Genomic DNA, 19,470 nt, shown 5'->3' on the forward strand with positions numbered 1-19,470 from the left:
GGCAGGCCTCAAGATGCGTGAGCGATTGGAGCGGTGGTGGCGTCAGGGACGGCAACCACGCGCTGGACGAAAATACCCGGGGTGATGATATGTTCCGGGTCCAGCTCGCCCAGCTCGACGATCTGGTCAACCTGAACGATCGCGGTCTTGGCGGCCATGGCCATGATTGGCCCGAAGTTGCGAGCGGCCTTGCGGTAGGTCAGGTTGCCCCAGCGGTCCCCTCTGTGCGCCTTGATCAAGGCGAAGTCAGCATGCAGCGGCATTTCCAGAACGTACTGGCGGCCATCGATTTCACGGGTTTCCTTGCCCTCGGCAAGCAGGGTGCCGTAGCCCGTCGGTGAAAAGAAGGCGCCAATGCCTGACCCCGCGGCACGAATGCGTTCAGCCAGGTTACCTTGGGGCACCACTTCCAGTTCGATCTCGCCGGCGCGGTACAGTGCGTCGAACACGTAGGAATCTGACTGGCGCGGGAACGAGCAGATGATCTTGCGCACGCAGCCCGCCTTGAGCAGCGCGGCCAGGCCGGTGTCACCGTTACCCGCGTTGTTGCTGATGATGGTCAGCTCACGAGGCCGCAGGGCGATCAGCCCGTCGATGAGTGCGGAGGGCATACCTGCGTTGCCGAAACCACCGATCAGGAGGGTTGATCCGTCGGTAATGCCTGCCAAGGCACTGGCGATGGACGAATGCGTTTTGTCGATCAAAGCGGTACTCCCGGTGAGTTCAGATGAAAGTTTCGGCACGAGGGGCAGTGAAGTGCGGATAGCGCCTGAAGTGGCTTACAAGTTCTGAACAGTTTGACTTAACCCGGAAACGTCGCCGAGAGGCGTGGGCTACTTGTGGGCGATTAACGAACCGTTGTTCAACAGCTCATTGGGGCTCAGTGGTCAAGCGAGGGTGCAGGCGAAACTCCTTGGGCGTCAGCCCGGTGGCCCGCTTGAAGAAGCGCGAGAAATACGCCTGCTCGGCAAAGCCCAGGCTGTCGGCGACCTGGCCGATGGTCATGGAGGTGTACACCAGGTTGCGCTTGGCCTCCAGTACCACCCGCTGGTTCACCTGCTGCAACGCCGATTGCCCGGTCAGTTGCCGGCACAGGGCGTTGAGGTGAGCGACGCTGACGCCGATCTGCCGAGCGTAGTGCTCGATCTGCTGGTGCTCGCGAAAGTGCTGCTCGATCAACTGCGTCAGGTGGTCCAGGTGCTGCTGGCCGCGCTCCCTGGGTTTGGCGATGTGCTGCACGCGTTCGCGTGAACGACGCGACAGCCACACCAGCAGCGCGCAGATCACGGACTGCAGCATCAGGTCGCGCTCCGGGCGCTGCTGGCGGTATTCCTCAGTCAGTTGGCCAAACAGGTCATCGAGGTAGCGGCGGTCGTCACCTGCCCAGTAGCACTCGGCCTGAGCCATGGGTTTGCCTTCGAGCAACGGCGTGAAGCGCTCCAACACCGGTTTGGCCAGGCTGATCACATAGCCCTGTATATCTTCGGAAAAGCGAAAACCATGAATGCTCATCACCGGTACCACCTGCAAGGCGCCGCCGCTGATCTGCTGTTCAACGCCTTCGACCAGCACGTGGGCCTGCCCGGCCTGCACATACAGCAACTGGGCAAGGTCGCCATGGCGGTGGGTCTTGATTTCCCAGTCGTGCAGGCGGCTGCGCTCGGGGATGGATTCGCAGTGGATCAGGTCCGGGGTTGGCCAGGACGTCTCGCCATACAGCTTGAATACGGGAACACCCTTGGCAGCCAACATACGCAATCCTCGGCAATCCTCGAAAAGTCCAACAAATAAAGCAGAAATTGCCTTCTTCTGGGAGCTTTATCTGCGAAAAATACAGAACGACAAATCGTAACCCAGAGCCTGTCGGCTCATGAGGATAAAAACAATGAAGACTCAAATTGCCATTATTGGTGCCGGTCCGTCCGGGCTGCTGCTGGGCCAGTTGCTGCACAAGGCTGGTATCGACAACATCATCATCGAGCGCCAAAGCCCCGACTACGTGCTTGGCCGCATCCGTGCCGGCGTGCTGGAGCAGGGTATGGTCGACCTGCTGCGTGAAGCCGGTGTCGGCGAACGCATGGACCGCGTAGGGTTGGTGCACGACGGCTTCGAACTGGCGTTCGACAACCGCGTCGAACACATCAACCTGCGCGAGCTGACGGGCGGCAAGACCGTCATGATCTACGGCCAGACCGAGGTCACCCGCGACCTGATGGAAGCCCGCAGTGCCAGCGGTGCTCCCACCTACTACGATGCGGCCGACGTGCAGTTGCACGAACTCAAGGGCCAGAAACCTTATGTCACCTTTGTTCAGGATGGCCAGCCGGTCCGCATTGAGTGTGACCTGATCGCTGGCTGTGACGGTTACCACGGCGTTTCGCGCAAATCGATCCCTGACGGTGTGCTCAAAGAGTTCGAGCGGGTGTACCCGTTCGGCTGGCTGGGCGTACTGGCCGATACGCCTCCGGTGAATGACGAACTGATCTACGCCAGCCACGAGCGCGGCTTTGCCTTGTGCAGCATGCGTTCGCCAACCCGCACCCGCTACTACGTGCAGGTTGCCAGCGAAGAAAAAGTCGAGGACTGGTCCGACCAGCGCTTCTGGGACGAGCTGAAAAGCCGCTTGCCCAAGCCGGTCGCCGACAAGCTGATCACGGGCCCGTCCATCGAAAAGAGCATCGCGCCGCTGCGCAGCTTCGTGGTCGAACCCATGCAGTACGGGCACCTGTTCCTGGTGGGCGATGCCGCGCACATCGTGCCGCCAACCGGTGCCAAAGGGCTGAACCTGGCTGCCAGCGACGTCAGCACGCTGTACCACATCTTGCTCAAGTACTACCGCGAAGGGCGCCAGGACCTGCTTGAACGCTACTCGCAGATCTGCCTGCGCCGGGTCTGGAAGGCTGAGCGTTTCTCCTGGTGGATGACGTCGATGCTGCACCAGTTCCCCGGCACCGACGCCTTCAGCCAGCGCATGCAACAAACTGAACTGGACTACTACGTAGGGTCTGAGGCTGGGCGCAAGTCCATCGCCGAGAACTACGTTGGCTTGCCTTACGAGCCGGTGGAGTGACACCCCTGGCGGTGCGATCGACGACTTATCAGACGATGAGCGCAATTCTTATAAGAGGTAACTCATGACTCACCTTGCCACGCAATTCCCTGTCTTTTCCCAGCAGTTCATTGCCGGCCAATGGCGCGACGGCCGCGATGGCAGTGTGCTGCACGTGACCAACCCGTTCGATGGCAGCCAACTGGCACAGATCGTCCAGGCGGATCGCGATGACCTTGACGAGGCCTACCGCAAGGCCGCTGAAGCGCAGGTGAAATGGGCCGCTACCGGCCCGGCCGAACGAGCTGCCGTGATGCACCGAGCGGTGCAACTGTTCGATGAGCACCGCGAAGCGATCATCGACTGGATCATTCGCGAGTCTGGCAGTACCCGCATCAAGGCGCAGATCGAGTGGGGCGCAGCCCGTGGTATCACCCTGGAGTCGGCGTCGTTCCCGGCGCGCGTGCACGGGCGCCTGCTGCCGTCCAACGTGCCGGGCAAGGAAAACCGCGTGTACCGCGAGGCGCTGGGCGTGGTGGGCGTGATCAGCCCGTGGAACTTCCCGCTGCACTTGTCGCAACGCTCCGTGGCACCCGCCCTGGCGCTGGGCAACGCAGTGGTGATAAAGCCGGCCAGCGATACGCCGGTGACCGGTGGGTTGCTGCTGGCCAGCCTCTACGAGGCTGCCGGCCTGCCCGCCGGGCTGCTCAGTGTGGTGGTAGGCGCCGGGTCCAAGATCGGCAACGCCTTCGTCGAACATGAGGTGCCCAAGTTCATCTCGTTCACGGGCTCCACCCCGGTGGGCCTGAACATCGGCCGCCTGGCCTCCGGTGGCCAGCACCTCAAGCACGTGGCCCTTGAGCTGGGTGGCAACAGCCCGTTCGTGGTGCTGGCCGATGCCGACCTGGAGCAGGCGGTGAATGCAGCAGTGATGGGCAAGTTTCTGCACCAGGGGCAGATTTGCATGGCGATCAACCGCATCATCGTCGAAGACGCCCTGCACGATGCCTTCGTCGAGCGTTATGCCGAGCGCGTCAAGGCGCTGAAAGTGGGCAACCCGCATGACGCCGATACGGTGGTCGGGCCCATCATCAACGCCAAGCAGTTGCAAGGCCTGCTGGAGAAGGTGGCGCGTGCCAAGGAGGAGGGTGCCCGCGTGGTGGTGGAAGGTGACGTACAGGGCCAGTTACTGCCGCCCCACGTATTTGCCGACGTTACCAAGGACATGGAAATCGCCCGCGAAGAGATCTTTGGCCCGCTGGTGGGCATTCAGCGTGCCCGTGACGAAGCCCACGCCCTGGCGTTGGCCAACGACAGCGAGTTCGGCCTGTCCAGCGCTGTGTTCAGCGGTAACCTTGAGCGTGCCGTGCGTTTCGCCCGCCAGGTCAAGGCGGGTATGACCCACGTCAACGACATCCCGGTCAATGATGAGGCTCATGCGCCGTTCGGCGGTGAAAAAAACTCAGGCCTCGGGCGCTTCAACGGCGACTGGGCCATCGAGGAATTCACCACCGATCACTGGGTCAGCGTGCAAGGCAGCCCGCGCCGCTACCCCTTCTGATGCTGACGGAGAATGCTCATGCTCAACGGTAAAAAGCTGGTCATTACCGGTGTCGCCTCCGGCATCGGCGAACAAACTGCGCAACTGGCACGCGCCCAGGGCGCCTACGTCATTGGCGTGGACATCAACCGGCCCAAGGTCGAGGTCGACCAGTTCATCCAGGCCGACCTGTCGTCACAGGCCTCCATCGACAGCCTGCTCGGCCAACTGCCGGACGGGATCGATGGCCTGGCCAACATCGCGGGGTTGCCACCCACGCTCAATGCCGAGTTGGTGCTCAAGGTCAACCTGGTAGGCCTGAAGTACCTGACCCTCGGCCTGGTACCGCAACTGGCCGACAATGCCGCCATCGTCAACCTGGCATCGCTGGCCGGTGTTGGCTGGCCACAGTCGGTCGCAGCCATCCGCGACAGCGAGCACCTGAGCTTTTCCGGTACCGCGGCCTTCTGCACCCGCCATGACATCGTGGGAGCGCGTAGCTACTTCTTCTCCAAGGAAGCACTGATCGCCTGGACCCTGCAACACCGCTGGACCTGGCGCGAACGTGGTATCCGCATGAATGCGGTAAGCCCGGGCCCGGTGGACACGCCGATTCTCAAGGACTTCATCGAAACCCTGGGCGCCCGCGCCGAAGAAGACATGAAGACCATGGACCGGCCTGGCCGTGCCAGCGACATTGCCCCGGTGGTGGCCTTTCTGCTCAGCGACGGTTCGCGCTGGATGCGCGGCACCAATGTGGCGGTAGACGGGGGGATGCATTCGCATATTCTGGCCAGCAGCAACGGCCTCTGAGTGCAGTAAGCGGCGTCTCCCCAACTTGGTAGGCGCGAGCAAGGTTCGCGAGGGGCTGCCATGCAGCCCCCTGCCAATGTCCAGATATGGCCATCTGCTACTTTCTGATCACACCCCTGCACGTCTGCCAATTGCCGCGGTCCAAACGCATACCAGACTCACATCTGCATACGTACCGCTCAAGACGCTGTAGGAGGCCACATGCCCGAGCTCATATTCCCCCAGCCCTTCGAAGCGATCGGTTGTAAACAATGCCGAGAACTGGCCGACCTGGGTTTTGGCATCACCATGGCGTTCCAGCCCATCGTCCACCAGCCCACTGGCAAGCCTTACGCCTACGAGGCACTGGTAAGGGGGTTGGCAGGGGAGGGCGCGGCAGAAATCCTGGCCAAGGTCACACCTGACAACCTCTACCGTTTCGACCAGGCCTGCCGTGTCAAAGCCATCGAGAAGGCCGCCGAACTGGGGCTCAACCGTGTGGAGGCGTGCAAGCTCAGCATCAACTTTTTGCCCAATGCGGTTTACCGCCCCAGTACCTGTATCAGGGCAACGCTGGAGGCCTCACGGCAGTTCGACTTCCCGGCCGACCGGCTGATCTTCGAGGTGACCGAGGGTGAGCGGGTGGAAGATACCGAGCACCTGAAGTCGATTTTTCGCGAATACGGCCGGCAAGGCTTCACCACCGCCATCGACGACTTTGGCTCGGGCTACTCGGGGCTGAACCTGCTGGCAGAGTTCCAGCCCGACCTGTTGAAACTGGACATGGCCCTCACCCGCAACCTGTGCCGCGACCCGGTTCGCCAGGCCATCGTCGCCGGCATCGTGTTAGTGGCACAGCGGCTGGGTATTACCTTGATAGCGGAGGGCGTCGAAACCCAGGCTGAATGTGAGGCGCTGGCCTCGCTTGGCATCGAACTGATGCAGGGTTACTACTTTGCCCGGCCTGCCATCGACAGCTTGCCGCTGATTGAACGCCTGCGCAGCTGAACAGCGGCTTACTCAGCCCACTCCGGGTCGCCGGTAAACACCACCGTCAGCCAGCGGTTCGGGCCTTCGCCGCCTAGCGCCTCGCCCACTTCGTTGCGCCAGGCGTCCCATTCCTCGATGGTTTTCGCCGCCATGCCAGCGGGCACGATGAAGTACAGCTCGATTTCCCGCGAGCGGCCCACCTTGGCAACGTAGGCACGGTACGACTGCAGCCCGTGACGGGTAACGAAGGCTTGGGCAACTGCGTCCACATGCAGCTTGAGGTCCCCGGGCGTGACCAGGAAGATCTCTGAAAATGCCTGGCGGATGACCGACATGGGCAGGGGTACGATCACCAGGCACACCAGCGCCAGAACTGCCGGGTCGATGTAAGGCGATACCCACTCCAGCGACGTACCCTGCACCGCATAGCCGAAGCAGAATGCGATGAGCAAGGCGGCCGTGATACTGGCCGACATCACCCAGCCTTTCACATCCATGGCCACGAAGTCCGAGCGCAACTGGCGGTTGGCGCGGGCTTCCACCACGGCAATGGTCACGCAGGCGATCACCGTGAGCACCGCATACACCATGGCAATGCCAAACTCCAGGTGGCGGCCGCCTTGCAGCAGGCTGCTGATGGCATTGATCAGCGCGTAGATGGCCACGCCGCTGAGCAGGATGCCGTTGAGCGCCAACACCATGGGCTCCAGGTGCCAGAAGCCCATGGTGAAGCGCTCGCGCAGCTTGCGTGACATCTGCAGGCTGGTGGCATGCGAGGTGATCAGCCTGACCACCATCAGTGACAGCCCGCTCATGCTGGCGTCGACCAGCGAATACACACCATCGAACATGATGGAGAACGACCCGGACGCCAGGCCGAAGGCGATGCCGATGGTGGCGATGAACAGGGTCACAGCGATGGAGGTCCGTAACAGGCCCTGTTCGCTGGTGATGTCGAAGAAAGTGGATCTACTTGGGTTTTGCATAATCAGTGTGCTCAGTAAAAACGTCGGTGCTGCGTTGCTTGCAAGGCCCCCTTTGCGAGGGCGCCGCCATGCCTGTGGGAGCGGGTTCACCCGCGAAGCAGGCGCATTGGCCCACAGGCTAGACGCGGAACTGTTCCATCAGCGCCTGTTGCTGGTTGGCAAGCTGGTTCAGCGACTGGCTGATGCGGGCTGACTCATCGGCTTGGCCGGCCAGCGACTCGGTCACGTCGCGGATGCTGGCCACGTTGCGGTTCACCTCTTCGGCCACCGCGCTCTGCTCTTCTGCCGCCGAGGCGATCTGCAGGTTCATGTCGCTGATCACCGCCACCGCCTCACCAATACGCTGCAGGGCCGGTAACGCTTGCTCCATGCGCGCAGCGCTTTCCTGTGCCTGCTGCTGGCCGCCCTGCATGGCTCCCACCACGTCATGGGTACCTTGCTGCAAGCCTTCGATCACCTGGCGAATTTCATCGACCGACACCTGAGTGCGCTGGGCCAGCCCGCGCACTTCATCGGCTACCACCGCAAAACCACGGCCGGCCTCGCCCGCGCGGGCCGCTTCGATGGCAGCGTTGAGGGCCAGCAGGTTGGTCTGCTCGGCGATCGTGCGAATAACCTCCAGCACCGAGCCGATCTGCGCACTGCGGTTTTCCAGTTCATGCGCTTCGGACATGGCGGCGTTCATGCCGTCGGCCAGGCGGTCGATGCCCTGGCGGGTGCTGTCGATCAACTGCAACCCATCACGGCTCGCCTGGTCTGCAGCCCGCGCCGCCTCGGCCGCCTGCGAGGCGTTGTGGGCCACGTCCATTGCGGTGGCGCTCATTTCATTGGCTGCCGTGGCGACCTGCTCGATTTCCCGGTGCTGTTGCTGCATGCCATTGCTGGTCTGGGTGGCAATGGCTGCCGACTGGTCTGCTGTGGCGCGGGCCTGGTGCAGGGAGCCTTTGACCTGGGCTATGACCGGTTGCAGCTTGTCGAGGAAGCGGTTGAACGCGCCAGTGAGCAGGCCCAGTTCGTCCTCACGGGCATAGTCCAGGCGCCGCGTCAGGTCGCCTTCGCCACTGGCAATGTCCTCCAGCCTGGCGGCTACGGCCAGGATGGGGCGGGTAACACCGCGCGCGGTCAGCCACACCAGCAGCAGGCCGATCAGTGCAGCAACCAGCCCGATCGTCAGGCTGGTGAGGTTGGCCTGCTGGCTGTGGGCCCCCAGGCGCTGGTTCAGGGCTACGGCCGGCGCCTGCAACACCGCTTGCGGCACCTCCAGCGTGACTTGCCACGGCGCGCTGCCCGGGATGGGCGCAAAGGGCTGCGTCACACGCATCACGCCCTCGGCTGCCGCTTGGGCAATCGGCTGGCCAAGCGTGTGCTCGTCGCGGCTGTTGCCGGCCAGCAAGCCGGCGGCGCTGGCAATGCTCACCTGGCCCTGGCCGTCGAACAACTCGCTGCGCCCGCTCAGGCTCAGTTGCTGCAAGGTTGCCAGGCCGATGTCCAGGCCTACGACGCCGATCACCTTGCCCCCTTCAAGCAATGGCAGGGCGATGCTGGTCATCAGCACCTGCCTGCCGTTGACCTCATCGAGGTACGGCTCAAGCATGCAGGCCTTGGCTGCCTGCTGCGGGCAGGTCAGCCAGCGGTTTTTTGCCACGCCATTGGTGCCGATGCTGGTGTCGCCCAGCATCGACTCGGGCATGGCTTCCCGCTCCAGCATGCCGGGCTGCGGTTGCGACCAGTACAGCGAGAAGCGCCCTGCCTCATTGCTGCCAGATGCAGCATCGCCGCGGTGTTGGGTGTCCTGTTGGTCCAGGGCCTCTGGCTGGAATACCAGGTACAGGCCTATCACCTGCGGGTTGCCCGCCAGCGCAGTGCGCGCCTGCTGGGTGAGTTCGGCGCGCAAGTCGCTGCCCCCGCGGCTCTTCAGGGCGCTCACCAGGCGGGCAAAGCCATTGGCGTACTGGTAGGTGTCCATGAAGTAGCGCTGAATGCGCAGTGCCTGGGTGTCGGCATGGGCCTGCAGGTTTTCCCGTGCGCTGTTCTCGAGCAGTTCGGTGCTGGTCTGGTTGACCAACGCCGCGCTGCGCCGCGCCTGGGCCAGGGATGTGGCCACCAGCACGGCAACGATGGCCAGCAGGCACAGCCCGGCAAGCAGGGTGATCTTCCACTGGATGGACAGGCGGCGCAACAGCATGGGAAACCTCGTGAGTCATGGGGCAACGCCCGCGATCAGGCGCGGGCGTTGTAGTGCGGCAAGGGTCATTCGGCCACGTAGTTGGGGGGCGCTGCGCGAAACGCTTTGGTCAGCCAGGCCAGATACAGCAGCCCCAGTGTTGCCCACAGCCCGCCGAACATCAGCGAATGCACGTTCAGGTCGAGCCACAGCGAGACGATGATGCAAAAGCCCGTGGTGGGCAGCACCAGGTACTTGAGCTGGTTGGCCAGGCCGCGACGGTTGCCCTCGCGCAGGTAGCAATGGTTGATCACCGACAGGTTGACGAAGCTGAACGCAACCAGCGCCCCGAAGTTGATGATGGACGTGGCGGTGACCAGGTCGAAGAAGATCGCCGACAGCGAAATCAGCCCCACCACCGCGATGTTCAGCACCGGGGTTTTGTAGCGCGAGTGCAGGCGTGCAAATACGCTGGGCGGGATTACCTTGTCGCGGCCCATCACGTAAAGCAGGCGTGACACGCTGGTTTGCGAGGCCAGGCCCGAAGCGATGGTGTTGATGACCGTGCACGCGATAAAGACCGACTGGAACAGCTTGCCCCCCACATACAGGGCAATTTCCGGCAGGGCAGCTTCCTGGTCGTGGAAGCGCGCCATGGTCGGGAAGTAGGCCTGAATGAAGTACGACACGGTAATGAACACCAGGCCGCCGATCAGCGCAGTGAGGAAGATTGCCCGGGGGATGGTCTTGGCGGGGTCGCGGGTTTCTTCGGACAGGCAGGTGACGGCGTCGAAACCCAGAAACGAAAAGCACAGGATGGTCGCGCCAGCGGCCAGGGCGCTCAGTTGGGTTTGCTGGTCGGCGAACGGCAGCAGGCTCCAGGCCGTGCCCAGGCCTTCACCCTGGCCAAGGCCGCGCACGCACAGGTAGATGAACACGGCGATGATCGCCACCTGCACACCCACGAACAGCAGGTTGAAGTGTGCCACCAGGTTGACGCTGCGCATGTTGATCAGGCTGATGAGGGTGACAAAGCCGACCACCCACAACCATTGCGGTACCTCGGGGAACATGGCCGAGAGGTAGAGCTTGGCCAGCAGGGCATTGACCATCGGCAGCAGCAGGTAATCCAGCAATGACGACCAGCCCACCAGAAAGCCCACGTGGGGGTTGATGGCGCGCTGGGTGTAGGTGTAGGCCGACCCGGACTGCGGGAAGCGCTTTACCAGGGTGCCGTAGCTCACGGCGGTAAACAGGATGCCGGCCAGGGCCAGGATGTACGCACTGGGCACATGGCCGGCGGTGATGCCAGACACAATGCCAAAGGTGTCGAACACCGTCATGGGGGTGAGGTAGGCCAGGCCGATGATGATCACGTGCCAGAGGCGCAGGGTCTTGCGGAGCTGGCCGTGGCCAGGGGCGCTGTGTTCAGGCTGCATGCTGGCGAGGCTCCTGCAGCAGGGCCTGGGCGGCGGGCACGGTCGATTGCGCATGCGGCAAGGGCGAGCGGATGGGCTCCATGTTGTTCACCTTTTATGTTGGAGCGGCGAGGGGCGCGATTGCGGCGCGCTGAGTGGTGAAAATAAAAAACGAAGGGTGACTGGGTGTCAAGTTAAACGTGACAGGATGTGTCGTAATTGGAATTTATATCGGGATAGATTACGAAGAGCCCTCAATTTTATGGGGTTTTTAGCAGGTCGTACCCAATATGGGTGTCCGTAAAAATTAACGGACAACCAAGGGTAGTGGTGAGGCTGGCTTCTCCGGCGTTTTCCGTTGGTTCGGGGCCAACAACGATGCCGCGCAATGCTACTCTTCGCATTCGACGCGGCCTTGATGCCGCCTGCACAACCCTTATGGACATCAATCGGTTCTATTCATGAAGAAATCAGTAGGCATTCTCTCCGGCTTGGCAGTCGCCATTGCCGTCGTAGCCATCGGTGGCGCCTGGTACTCCGGCAAGCGGCTGCCGGCCGAGCTTGACGTCGCCCAGGCGCTCACCAACGCGCAGTTGCAGAAGGCGCTGGTGACCACGGGTGGCACCATGACCGTCGAGCGTGTTTCGCTGGAGCAGCACTGGTTCAGCAGCACCGCCCGTTACCGTGTCAAGGCCCGTGACATCAACGTGGGTGAGGGGGAGATGGCGAGCTTTGAGCTAGGGGTCACCGACCAGATCGAGCATGGCCCGTTCCCGTGGTCTAGGGTCAGGACGCTCAAACTGATGCCGGTGTTGGCGGTGAGCAACAGCACCCTGGACAAGGACGACACCACTGCCGCTTGGTATGCGGCGGCCGGCGAGCGGGTGCCACTGAGCGTGCGCACCAGCCTGGGGTACGCAGGTGGTGTGGACAGCCAGGTACAGCTGGCGCCGGTCAAGGTCGACGAAGCCGAAGGCAACAGCCTGGACTTCTCGGGCATGGAGCTGCAGGTAAGCGGCAATCAGAAGGGTGAGGATTCCAGGTTCAATGGCCATGCCGATCGCTTCGTTATGAAGCTGGTGCGTGCCGACCAACCGCCTGCCACCTTCGAGCTGCAGGGCCTGAAACTCGGCGGCAAGCTCGCGGCCACCGCGCACGACAATATCTACACGGGCAATGCCGACCTGTACCTGGCCGAAGCCAAGGTCACGCTGGGGCCAAGGCAGCAGGTGCTGGTAATGAAAGGGCTGGAGCAGAACGCCCTGCAAACCCTTGAAAAGGGCGACAATGTAGGCGCTCGTGTCGAGTATAAGGTCGACGACATCACCTGGGATGGCCGTGCGGTCGGCAAGGGGCAACTGGTCGTTAGCCTGAACTCGATCAACGCGCCCGCGCTGCAGGCTCTGTCTCTCTGGTACAAAGCGCATCTGCCGGAGTTCGAGGCAGCTTCCGCTGCAGGCCAGCCGGCGCCGCAAATCAACATGGATGCAGCCGAGAAAGCCAAGTTTCAGGCTGACTTGACCCAGCTGCTGGCGGCCAAGCCCAAAGTGGCCATCGAAGACCTGACCTTCAAGACAGCCAATGGCGAGAGCCACTTCAACCTGGCGATGGACTTTGCCGCCCCTGCCACATTCGACCAGCCATCGGACCAGCTGGCCAGGCAGATCATCACCCAGGTCAAGGGCAAGCTGTCCCTGTCCAAGCCAATGCTGGGCGACCTTGCCACCCTGCAAGCACTGCTGGACGGGCAGACCGACGCGCAGGCCATTGCCATGCAGTCGGGCCAGGCGGGTGAGATGGCCGGCATGATGGCGCTGCAGAGCGGCCTGGCTACCGTGCAGGGCAATGACGTGGTCAGCGCCTTGCACTATGCCGATGGCAAGGTCGATTTCAACGGCAAGAAAATGACCGTCGAAGAGTTCGCCATGCTGGTCACCACCCAGCTGGGCCTGCTCACGCCAGACCGCTGATTATCGGTCTGTACTCTAGTGTTCGCAGCCGGCCACGCTGGCTGCGAACACTGCCTGCCCACCCCGCAAAAACCGCTTTGGAAATCTCGGATTTGGCTGTAGCCTTCGGCGTCCATAATAATCCGCGCCCGCAGAGGGCCGTGGCGGCCTGCGCGCCGTCCGGCACCCCTAGCCGATCTGCCAGGGCCGGGTGATACACTCGATTTGACGCGCGCAGGCGCCTGCAGGTCCAGCGATCATGACCCAGATTTCCGAACGCCTGTTGGTTCAGGCCCACCTCGACGCCAAGCAGCCTCACCCGCTCACTGCCGAGCAGGAGGCCGATTACCGTGCGGCCATTGCTGCCGAGTTGAAGGCGCAGAACGCTGTGCTGGTGGCCCATTACTACTGTGACCCGGTTATTCAGGCGCTGGCCGAAGAAACCGGCGGCTGCGTGTCCGATTCGCTTGAAATGGCCCGTTTTGGCAAGAACCACCCTGCCCAGACCGTGATCGTGGCCGGTGTGCGCTTCATGGGCGAAACGGCCAAGATCCTCACCCCGGAAAAGCGCGTGCTGATGCCCACCCTCGAGGCGACCTGCTCGCTCGACCTGGGCTGCCCGGTGGAGGAATTCTCGGCCTTCTGCGATAAGCACCCCGAACGTACCGTGGTGGTGTACGCCAACACGTCGGCCGCCGTGAAGGCCCGCGCCGACTGGGTGGTGACGTCCAGCTGCGCCCTGGAAATCGTCGAAAGCCTGATGGACAACGGCGAAACCATCATCTGGGGCCCGGACCAGCATTTGGGCCGCTACATCCAGAAGCAGACCGGCGCCGACATGTTGCTGTGGGATGGCGCCTGCATCGTGCACGAAGAGTTCAAGTCGCGTCAGCTGGCAGACATGAAAGCGCTGTACCCGGACGCGGCGATTCTGGTACACCCCGAGTCACCGGAGTCGGTCATCGAACTGGCCGATGCAGTGGGCTCCACCAGCCAGTTGATCAAGGCGGCTCAAACCCTGCCCAACAAGACCTTCATCGTGGCCACCGACCGTGGCATCTTCTACAAGATGCAGCAGTTGTGCCCGGACAAAGTGTTCGTGGAGGCGCCCACCGCCGGCAACGGCGCTGCGTGCCGCAGCTGTGCCCACTGCCCGTGGATGGCCATGAACACCTTGGAGCGCGTGCTTGATTGCCTGCGCAACAAGACCGGGGAAATCTTCGTTGACCCGGCCCTGGTGCCCAAGGCGATCAAACCTCTGAACCGCATGCTGGACTTCACCCAGGCAGCGCGCCTGAAACTCTCCGGCAATGCCTGACGCCAGAGCGCGTCGTCTTCTTCGCGGGTAAACCCGCTCCCACAGGCGGTATGGGTCCCCAGAGGGTGTGCAGTGCGATACCTGTGGGGGCCATGCAGGCGCAAGCCCTGTGGGAGCGGGTTTACCCGCGAAGGGGCCTTAGCGGCCCATCATCTCCCTTACCATGCGCTGCTGCTCCATGATCTCCCGCTGACGCTGGTCGATCTGCGATGCCAGCGGGAAATTCCCGCCCGCGCGGCGCTTGGCGTAATCAAGCTGCTGGATCGCCTGGTCGAAATCCCCCACCAGCGTGAAGTACTCGGCGCGCGCGCGGTGCAAGCCGATGGTGTTGCCCGACAAGCCGCGCACCTCGGCCATGTCGTACCAGATGTCCGGGTCGTCCGGGCGGCTTTTGATCAGGTCGTCGAGCACCTTCTCGGCTTCGACAGGTTTGTTCTGCTTCACCAGCAAGTCGGCCCGCACCTGCTTGAGTGGGTAGTTGCCCGGGTACAAGCCCTGCATGCGCTCGGCCCGCTGTTGCGCATCGCTCAGGCGGTTGTTGGTGATGTCCAGGTCGATCTGCGCCAGGTTGTAGGTGATGTCGTTGGGGGCCTTGGCCAGCAAAGGCTTCAGCAGCTCCCGCGCTTCGTTCAGCTGGCCGCCCTTGATTTGCGCCAGGGCAAGGCCATAGCGGGCGGCATCCAGTTTCGGGTCATCATCGAGCTGGGCGCGGAAGCGCTTGGCTGCCAGGCCCGGCGTGCCCTCGTAGGTCAGCGCTACCCTGGCGCGGATCAACTGGTAACGCAGGCTGTCTTCCACTCCGCCTTTGGGCGCCTGTTCGGCACGGTTGCGGGTGTCGGCGATACGCGATTCGGTCACCGGGTGAGTGAGCAAGAACTCCGGCGGCTTGGCATCGTAGCGATACTGCCGCGCCAGGCGTTCGAACATGGTCGGCATGTTGCGCGGGTCGTAACCGGCCTTCTCCAGGTTCTGGATACCGATGCGGTCGGCCTCCTGCTCGTTCTGCCGCGAAAACCGGCGCTGTTCCTGAATGGCTGCCGCCTGGGTGCCGGCGATCATGCCGATACCCGCATCCCCGGCACCGCCGGCCGCCAGCACGATACCGGCCAGCAGCGCAGCCATCATCGGCAGCTGCATGCGTTGTTGGGCTTCCACGCCCCGGGCAAAGTGGCGTTGCGACAAGTGCGCCAGCTCGTGCGCCAGCACCGAGGCATACTCGCCTTCGGTTTGCGCATTGAGGAACAGCCCACCGTTGACACCGACAATGCCACCTGGGGCTGCGAAGGCGTTCAGCTCGCGGCTGTCGATGAGGATGAATTCCAGGCGCCGGTCCTGCAGTTGGCTGGTTTCAGCCAGGCGGTACACGCTGGTCTCCACGTAGTCCTTGAGCTGCGGGTCGTTCAACTGGTTCACCTGCCCGCGCAGCAGGCTGAGCCAGGCGCGGCCCAGCTGGTGCTCCTGCTGCGGCGAGACGATCGCCGAACTGGCATCACCCAGCGAGGGCAGGTCGTCCGCGTGGCCAGGAAGGGCCAGCAGGCACGCCAGCGTCAGCAGGGTAGGGCGCAGTAAATTCATGCACGAGGCTCGCGTTGGTCAAAGATAGCTACTGTAGCGGGCTCACACGTTGGCGACCAGTGGCGCTATCCTTACCGGCCGATCAGCCAGCAGCCCGGCGTTGCCCTAGGAGAACCCTGCATGAGTACCCCCCTGACCTGTGATGCCGAGCTGGACGCCAGCGGGTTGAACTGCCCGTTGCCGCTGCTCAAGGCCAAGATGGAACTCAACCGCCTGCCTGGGGGCGCGGTACTCAAGGTGATCGCCACCGATGCAGGCTCCCAGCGCGACTTCCGCACTTTCGCCCGGTTGGCCGGTCATACCCTGCTGCACGAAACGGCCGAGGCCGGTACTTATACCTACTGGCTGCGCAAGGCCTGAGTCTTCCCAAGGATCGTCAATGTTCAAAGTGTTTCGCGACTGGGTACAGCGCTACTTCTCGGACGAAGAGGCGGTGGTGCTGGCGGTGTTGCTGTTTCTGGCCTTCACGGCAGTGCTCACCCTGGGTGGCATGCTGGCGCCGGTGCTGGCGGGTATGGTGCTGGCGTTTCTGATGCAAGGCCTGGTCAATGCCCTGGAGCGCCTGCGTGTGCCCACCCGGCTGGCGGTGATGCTGGTGTTCGCCCTGTTCATGGGGGCGTTGGCGGTGGTCATGCTGGTGCTGGTGCCCCTGCTGTGGCACCAGCTGATTACCCTGTTCAACGAACTGCCCGGCATGCTGGGCAAATGGCAGTCGTTGTTGCTGCTTTTACCAGAGCGCTACCCGCACTTGGTATCGGACGAGCAGGTGCTGCACGCCATCGAGTCGGTGCGTGGCGAAATCGGCAAGTTTGGCCAGTGGGCGCTCACCTTCTCGCTGTCCAGCCTGCCGCTGCTGGTCAACGCCATGATTTACCTGGTGCTGGTGCCCATTCTGGTGTTCTTCTTCCTCAAGGATCGCGAACTGATTGGCCGCTGGGTCAGTGGCTACCTGCCGCGCCAGCGCACCCTGTTGAACCGGGTGGGCAGCGAGATGAACCGGCAGATTGCCAACTACATCCGAGGCAAGGGCATCGAGATTCTGATCTGCGGCATTGCCACCTACATCGCCTTCATCAGCCTGGGCCTGAACTATGCGGCGCTGCTGGCGCTGTTGGTGGGGCTGTCGGTGGTGGTGCCCTACGTGGGGGCGGTGGTGGTGACCGTGCCGGTGACGCTGATCGCGCTGTTCCAGTGGGGCTGGGGCGACCAGTTCATTTACCTGATGACCGTATACGCCATCATTCAGGCGCTGGACGGCAACGTGCTTGTGCCGCTGCTGTTCTCCGAGGCGGTAAGCCTGCACCCGGTGGCGATCATTTGCGCGGTGTTGCTGTTTGGCGGGTTGTGGGGGTTCTGGGGGATTTTCTTCGCCATCCCGCTGGCGACCCTGATCAAGGCCGTGCTGGACGCCTGGCCCCGGCAGGAGCCCAGTGTTTCGCCGTTGCTTTGAACAGGATCAGGGCTGCCAGGCAGCCCTGATCACTTTCAACCCTCGTTCAGCGCCTGGGCTGCCGCCAAAACGGCATCCACGTGCCCCGGCACCTTCACCCCGCGCCATTCCTGGCGCAGCACACCGTTTTTGTCGATCAGGAAGGTACTGCGGTCCACGCCCAGGTATTCCTTGCCATACAGCTTCTTCAGCTTGATCACGTCGAACAGCTGGCAAAGGGCCTCGTCCTTATCGCTGATCAGCTCGAACGGAAAGCCCTGCTTGGCCTTGAAGTTCTCATGCGACTTGATGCCATCGCGCGACACGCCGAACACCACGGTGTTGGCAGCGGCGAACGCCGGGTGCTGGTCGCGGAACCCCTGGCCTTCAGTGGTGCAGCCCGGAGTGCTGTCCTTCGGGTAGAAGTACACCACCACCTGCTGGCCCTTGAGCCCAGCCAGGCTCACGGTGTGGCCGCCGGTGGCCTGGGCCTGGAAGTCGGCAACGGGTTGGTCGAGTGCTACGGCCATGGGGGCTCCTTACATAGGGTTCTGGGGGCGCCAGGGTTCGATCAGGGCATCCAGGTTCAGCGCATCGGCAAAGTCCAGGAACTGGTCACGCAACCAGCTGATTTGGGTGCCGGCTGGCAGGATCACGGTGAACTGGGCATTGAGCATGCTGCTGCCAGTTTGCGGCGCCAGGTAGGTGTCGCACGTCATGGCTTCGAGCTCGACGCGGTGGTCGAGGAAGAACTGGCACAGCTCGTTGATGATGTCCGGGCGGTACGCGGCGCTCACGTAGGCCACGTACGGCAGCGCCTGCGGGCGCACTTCCTGGTCGGCGCTGCGCACCACGTCCAGGGTCAGGCCGTGCTTCTTGCCAAGGCTGGGCAGCATGGCTTCGAGGCGCGCCAGGGCATCCCAGCTGCCGCCTACCTGCAAGACCAGGGCGCTGGTCTCGCCGTGGCGGCTCAGGCGCGAGGTGACCACCGCGCAGCGGTTTTCGAAGGCGGCGCGGCTGAGCACGTTGGCCAGCTCCATGGGGTTGGGCCCCAAGGCGCTGATGACGAGGAATTGTTCGCGGACAGTGGGGGTGGACATGCAGCATTCCTAAAGCGATGAGCGGTCGGCGCAGGACGGGCGAAAGCCTCCTGCCGGCAGGGCCCGGGGCTCGCATGCGAGGCCATGAACGCTGGCGGGGAGCAAGGTCGACGGCCCGACGGGCCGCGCTGCACCGATCAAAGCATCAAGGGTAGCGAAATAAGCCGCTGAGGGGAATGCTCCGCCCGCCTGCTTCGCTTGTACAAGGCCGATGCCCCCAGTACCATTACCGCTCTCTTTTTCCGGCAGGAGCAGTTACATGATTGCGGGCAGTATGGTGGCATTGGTCACTCCCATGGATGCACAAGGGCGTCTTGACTGGGAAAGCCTCGACAAGCTTGTAGACTTCCACCTGGAAAACGGCACCCACGCCATCGTCGCCGTCGGTACCACCGGCGAGTCCGCCACGCTCGATGTCGAAGAGCACATCCTGGTCATCAAGCACGTGGTCGAGCGCGTCAAGCGCAGCAACCACCACGTGCCGGTCATCGCCGGCACCGGTGCCAACTCCACTGCCGAAGCGGTGCACCTGACCCAGAACGCCAAGAATGCCGGTGCCGATGCCTGCCTGCTGGTGGTGCCGTACTACAACAAGCCGACGCAAGAAGGCCTGTACCAGCACTTCAAGCACGTTGCCGAAGCCGTCGACATCCCGCAGATCCTGTATAACGTACCTGGCCGCACCTCCTGCGACATGCAGGCTGACACCGTCATCCGCCTGTCGAAGGTCAAGAACATCATCGGCATCAAGGAAGCGACCGGCGACATGGCCCGCGCCAAGGCCATCCTGGAAGGCGTCGACAGCGACTTCATCGTGCTGTCCGGTGACGACCCGACTGCCGTCGAGCTGATCCTGATGGGTGGCAAAGGTAATATTTCCGTCACGGCCAACGTCGCCCCGCGCGAAATGGCCGACCTGTGCGAGGCCGCCCTTGCGGGCAATGCCGAGAAGGCCCGCGCAATCAACGACACGCTCATGCCCCTGCACAAAGACCTGTTCTGCGAGTCCAACCCGATCCCGGTCAAATGGGCGCTGGTTGAAATGGGCCTGATGAAAAAAGGCATTCGCCTGCCACTGACCTGGCTGAGCGAAGGCTGCCACGACAAAGTCCGTACTGCCCTGCGCCAGTCCGGCGTACTGGTTTAAGAGGAAGTACCCC

17 protein-coding genes and 1 pseudogene are annotated in these 19,470 nt (G+C 62.9%); 9 read left to right on the top strand and 9 right to left on the bottom strand.

Features of this window, described 5'->3' with window-relative positions; translation table 11 throughout:
- Window positions 1-8 precede the first annotated feature (8 nt).
- The gene (locus IAE33_RS12175; RefSeq protein ID WP_028634622.1) at window positions 9-704 is read right to left on the bottom strand and encodes a 3-oxoacid CoA-transferase subunit A; all 696 of its coding nucleotides are present in this window, start codon (window positions 702-704) and stop codon (window positions 9-11) included.
- Window positions 705-870: 166 nt separating this feature from the next.
- Window positions 871-1,752, bottom strand: a complete 882-nt coding sequence (locus IAE33_RS12180) for a helix-turn-helix domain-containing protein (protein WP_201163681.1) — start codon at window positions 1,750-1,752, stop codon at window positions 871-873.
- 133 nt (window positions 1,753-1,885) lie between these two features.
- Between IAE33_RS12180 and pobA the strand changes: the two genes are divergently transcribed.
- The 4 genes from pobA (at window position 1,886) to IAE33_RS12200 (ending at window position 6,389) form a co-directional block, all read left to right on the top strand.
- Entirely contained in the window at window positions 1,886-3,070 is a 1,185-nt protein-coding gene (gene pobA / locus IAE33_RS12185; protein ID WP_201163682.1) for a 4-hydroxybenzoate 3-monooxygenase, read from the top strand.
- A gap of 64 nt (window positions 3,071-3,134) precedes the next feature.
- Window positions 3,135-4,610, top strand: a complete 1,476-nt coding sequence (locus IAE33_RS12190; protein WP_028634628.1) for an aldehyde dehydrogenase family protein — start codon at window positions 3,135-3,137, stop codon at window positions 4,608-4,610.
- Window positions 4,611-4,628: 18 nt separating this feature from the next.
- Window positions 4,629-5,402, top strand: coding sequence for a coniferyl-alcohol dehydrogenase (locus IAE33_RS12195; protein WP_201163683.1), 774 nt, complete (start codon window positions 4,629-4,631; stop codon window positions 5,400-5,402).
- Between the two features lie 201 nt (window positions 5,403-5,603).
- Complete coding sequence (locus IAE33_RS12200; RefSeq protein WP_201163684.1) at window positions 5,604-6,389, top strand: EAL domain-containing protein; 786 nt, start codon at window positions 5,604-5,606, stop codon at window positions 6,387-6,389.
- 8 nt (window positions 6,390-6,397) lie between these two features.
- Here the strand turns inward: IAE33_RS12200 and IAE33_RS12205 are convergent, their stop codons facing one another.
- The 4 genes and pseudogenes from IAE33_RS12205 to IAE33_RS12215 form a co-directional block, all read right to left on the bottom strand.
- Window positions 6,398-7,357 (bottom strand): cation diffusion facilitator family transporter, encoded by a 960-nt coding sequence (locus IAE33_RS12205; protein ID WP_201163685.1) that lies wholly within the window; start codon window positions 7,355-7,357, stop codon window positions 6,398-6,400.
- 118 nt (window positions 7,358-7,475) lie between these two features.
- A complete protein-coding gene (locus IAE33_RS24935; protein ID WP_442967370.1) occupies window positions 7,476-8,231 on the bottom strand; it encodes a methyl-accepting chemotaxis protein in 756 nt (251 codons plus the stop codon).
- Window positions 8,232-8,333: 102 nt separating this feature from the next.
- A pseudogene (locus IAE33_RS24940) lies at window positions 8,334-9,542 on the bottom strand (PDC sensor domain-containing protein); the annotation flags it as partial.
- 65 nt (window positions 9,543-9,607) lie between these two features.
- Window positions 9,608-10,960, bottom strand: coding sequence for an APC family permease (locus tag IAE33_RS12215; RefSeq protein WP_201163687.1), 1,353 nt, complete (start codon window positions 10,958-10,960; stop codon window positions 9,608-9,610).
- A gap of 440 nt (window positions 10,961-11,400) precedes the next feature.
- Here IAE33_RS12215 and IAE33_RS12220 point away from each other — a divergent pair, with 440 nt between their 5' ends.
- Together IAE33_RS12220 and nadA are read left to right on the top strand one after the other, a co-directional pair.
- Window positions 11,401-12,909, top strand: a complete 1,509-nt coding sequence (locus IAE33_RS12220) for a YdgA family protein (protein ID WP_201163688.1) — start codon at window positions 11,401-11,403, stop codon at window positions 12,907-12,909.
- A gap of 238 nt (window positions 12,910-13,147) precedes the next feature.
- Window positions 13,148-14,206: a quinolinate synthase NadA gene (nadA, locus tag IAE33_RS12225; protein ID WP_028634635.1), complete on the top strand. Its 1,059-nt coding sequence runs from the start codon at window positions 13,148-13,150 to the stop codon at window positions 14,204-14,206.
- A 138-nt stretch (window positions 14,207-14,344) separates the two neighbouring features.
- Here the strand turns inward: nadA and IAE33_RS12230 are convergent, their stop codons facing one another.
- Window positions 14,345-15,781 (bottom strand): M48 family metalloprotease, encoded by a 1,437-nt coding sequence (locus tag IAE33_RS12230; protein ID WP_028634636.1) that lies wholly within the window; start codon window positions 15,779-15,781, stop codon window positions 14,345-14,347.
- Window positions 15,782-15,901: 120 nt separating this feature from the next.
- On the opposite strand from IAE33_RS12230, the gene IAE33_RS12235 reads away from it, so the two are divergent.
- Both IAE33_RS12235 and IAE33_RS12240 read left to right on the top strand, forming a co-directional pair.
- The gene (locus IAE33_RS12235) at window positions 15,902-16,141 is read left to right on the top strand and encodes a sulfurtransferase TusA family protein (protein ID WP_028634637.1); all 240 of its coding nucleotides are present in this window, start codon (window positions 15,902-15,904) and stop codon (window positions 16,139-16,141) included.
- Between the two features lie 19 nt (window positions 16,142-16,160).
- Window positions 16,161-17,231 (top strand): AI-2E family transporter, encoded by a 1,071-nt coding sequence (locus IAE33_RS12240; RefSeq protein WP_201163689.1) that lies wholly within the window; start codon window positions 16,161-16,163, stop codon window positions 17,229-17,231.
- A 35-nt stretch (window positions 17,232-17,266) separates the two neighbouring features.
- Here IAE33_RS12240 and IAE33_RS12245 read toward each other — a convergent pair whose 3' ends face one another.
- Together IAE33_RS12245 and IAE33_RS12250 are read right to left on the bottom strand one after the other, a co-directional pair.
- Window positions 17,267-17,740, bottom strand: a complete 474-nt coding sequence (locus tag IAE33_RS12245; protein ID WP_201163690.1) for a peroxiredoxin — start codon at window positions 17,738-17,740, stop codon at window positions 17,267-17,269.
- Between the two features lie 9 nt (window positions 17,741-17,749).
- Window positions 17,750-18,310, bottom strand: coding sequence for a glycine cleavage system protein R (locus IAE33_RS12250; RefSeq protein WP_009682012.1), 561 nt, complete (start codon window positions 18,308-18,310; stop codon window positions 17,750-17,752).
- A 259-nt stretch (window positions 18,311-18,569) separates the two neighbouring features.
- Here IAE33_RS12250 and dapA point away from each other — a divergent pair, with 259 nt between their 5' ends.
- Window positions 18,570-19,457, top strand: coding sequence for a 4-hydroxy-tetrahydrodipicolinate synthase (gene dapA, locus IAE33_RS12255; protein ID WP_028634640.1), 888 nt, complete (start codon window positions 18,570-18,572; stop codon window positions 19,455-19,457).
- Window positions 19,458-19,470: the final 13 nt, after the last annotated feature.

Origin of the sequence: Pseudomonas sp. S60 (genome assembly GCF_016647865.1) — a bacterium.
Taxonomy (GTDB): domain Bacteria; phylum Pseudomonadota; class Gammaproteobacteria; order Pseudomonadales; family Pseudomonadaceae; genus Aquipseudomonas; species Aquipseudomonas parafulva.

Excerpts from the sequence above, each read along its gene's own strand:
- IAE33_RS12180 (WP_201163681.1), bottom strand. The coding sequence starts at position 1,752 with ATGTTGGCTGCCAAGGGTGTTCCCGTATTCAAGCTGTATGGCGAGACG.
- pobA (WP_201163682.1), top strand. The coding sequence starts at position 1,886 with ATGAAGACTCAAATTGCCATTATTGGTGCCGGTCCGTCCGGGCTGCTG.
- IAE33_RS12190 (WP_028634628.1), top strand. The coding sequence starts at position 3,135 with ATGACTCACCTTGCCACGCAATTCCCTGTCTTTTCCCAGCAGTTCATT.
- IAE33_RS12195 (WP_201163683.1), top strand. The coding sequence starts at position 4,629 with ATGCTCAACGGTAAAAAGCTGGTCATTACCGGTGTCGCCTCCGGCATC.
- IAE33_RS12200 (WP_201163684.1), top strand. The coding sequence starts at position 5,604 with ATGCCCGAGCTCATATTCCCCCAGCCCTTCGAAGCGATCGGTTGTAAA.
- IAE33_RS12205 (WP_201163685.1), bottom strand. The coding sequence starts at position 7,357 with ATGCAAAACCCAAGTAGATCCACTTTCTTCGACATCACCAGCGAACAG.
- IAE33_RS24935 (WP_442967370.1), bottom strand. The coding sequence starts at position 8,231 with ATGCAGCAACAGCACCGGGAAATCGAGCAGGTCGCCACGGCAGCCAAT.
- IAE33_RS12215 (WP_201163687.1), bottom strand. The coding sequence starts at position 10,960 with ATGCAGCCTGAACACAGCGCCCCTGGCCACGGCCAGCTCCGCAAGACC.
- IAE33_RS12220 (WP_201163688.1), top strand. The coding sequence starts at position 11,401 with ATGAAGAAATCAGTAGGCATTCTCTCCGGCTTGGCAGTCGCCATTGCC.
- nadA (WP_028634635.1), top strand. The coding sequence starts at position 13,148 with ATGACCCAGATTTCCGAACGCCTGTTGGTTCAGGCCCACCTCGACGCC.
- IAE33_RS12230 (WP_028634636.1), bottom strand. The coding sequence starts at position 15,781 with ATGAATTTACTGCGCCCTACCCTGCTGACGCTGGCGTGCCTGCTGGCC.
- IAE33_RS12235 (WP_028634637.1), top strand. The coding sequence starts at position 15,902 with ATGAGTACCCCCCTGACCTGTGATGCCGAGCTGGACGCCAGCGGGTTG.
- IAE33_RS12240 (WP_201163689.1), top strand. The coding sequence starts at position 16,161 with ATGTTCAAAGTGTTTCGCGACTGGGTACAGCGCTACTTCTCGGACGAA.
- IAE33_RS12245 (WP_201163690.1), bottom strand. The coding sequence starts at position 17,740 with ATGGCCGTAGCACTCGACCAACCCGTTGCCGACTTCCAGGCCCAGGCC.
- IAE33_RS12250 (WP_009682012.1), bottom strand. The coding sequence starts at position 18,310 with ATGTCCACCCCCACTGTCCGCGAACAATTCCTCGTCATCAGCGCCTTG.
- dapA (WP_028634640.1), top strand. The coding sequence starts at position 18,570 with ATGATTGCGGGCAGTATGGTGGCATTGGTCACTCCCATGGATGCACAA.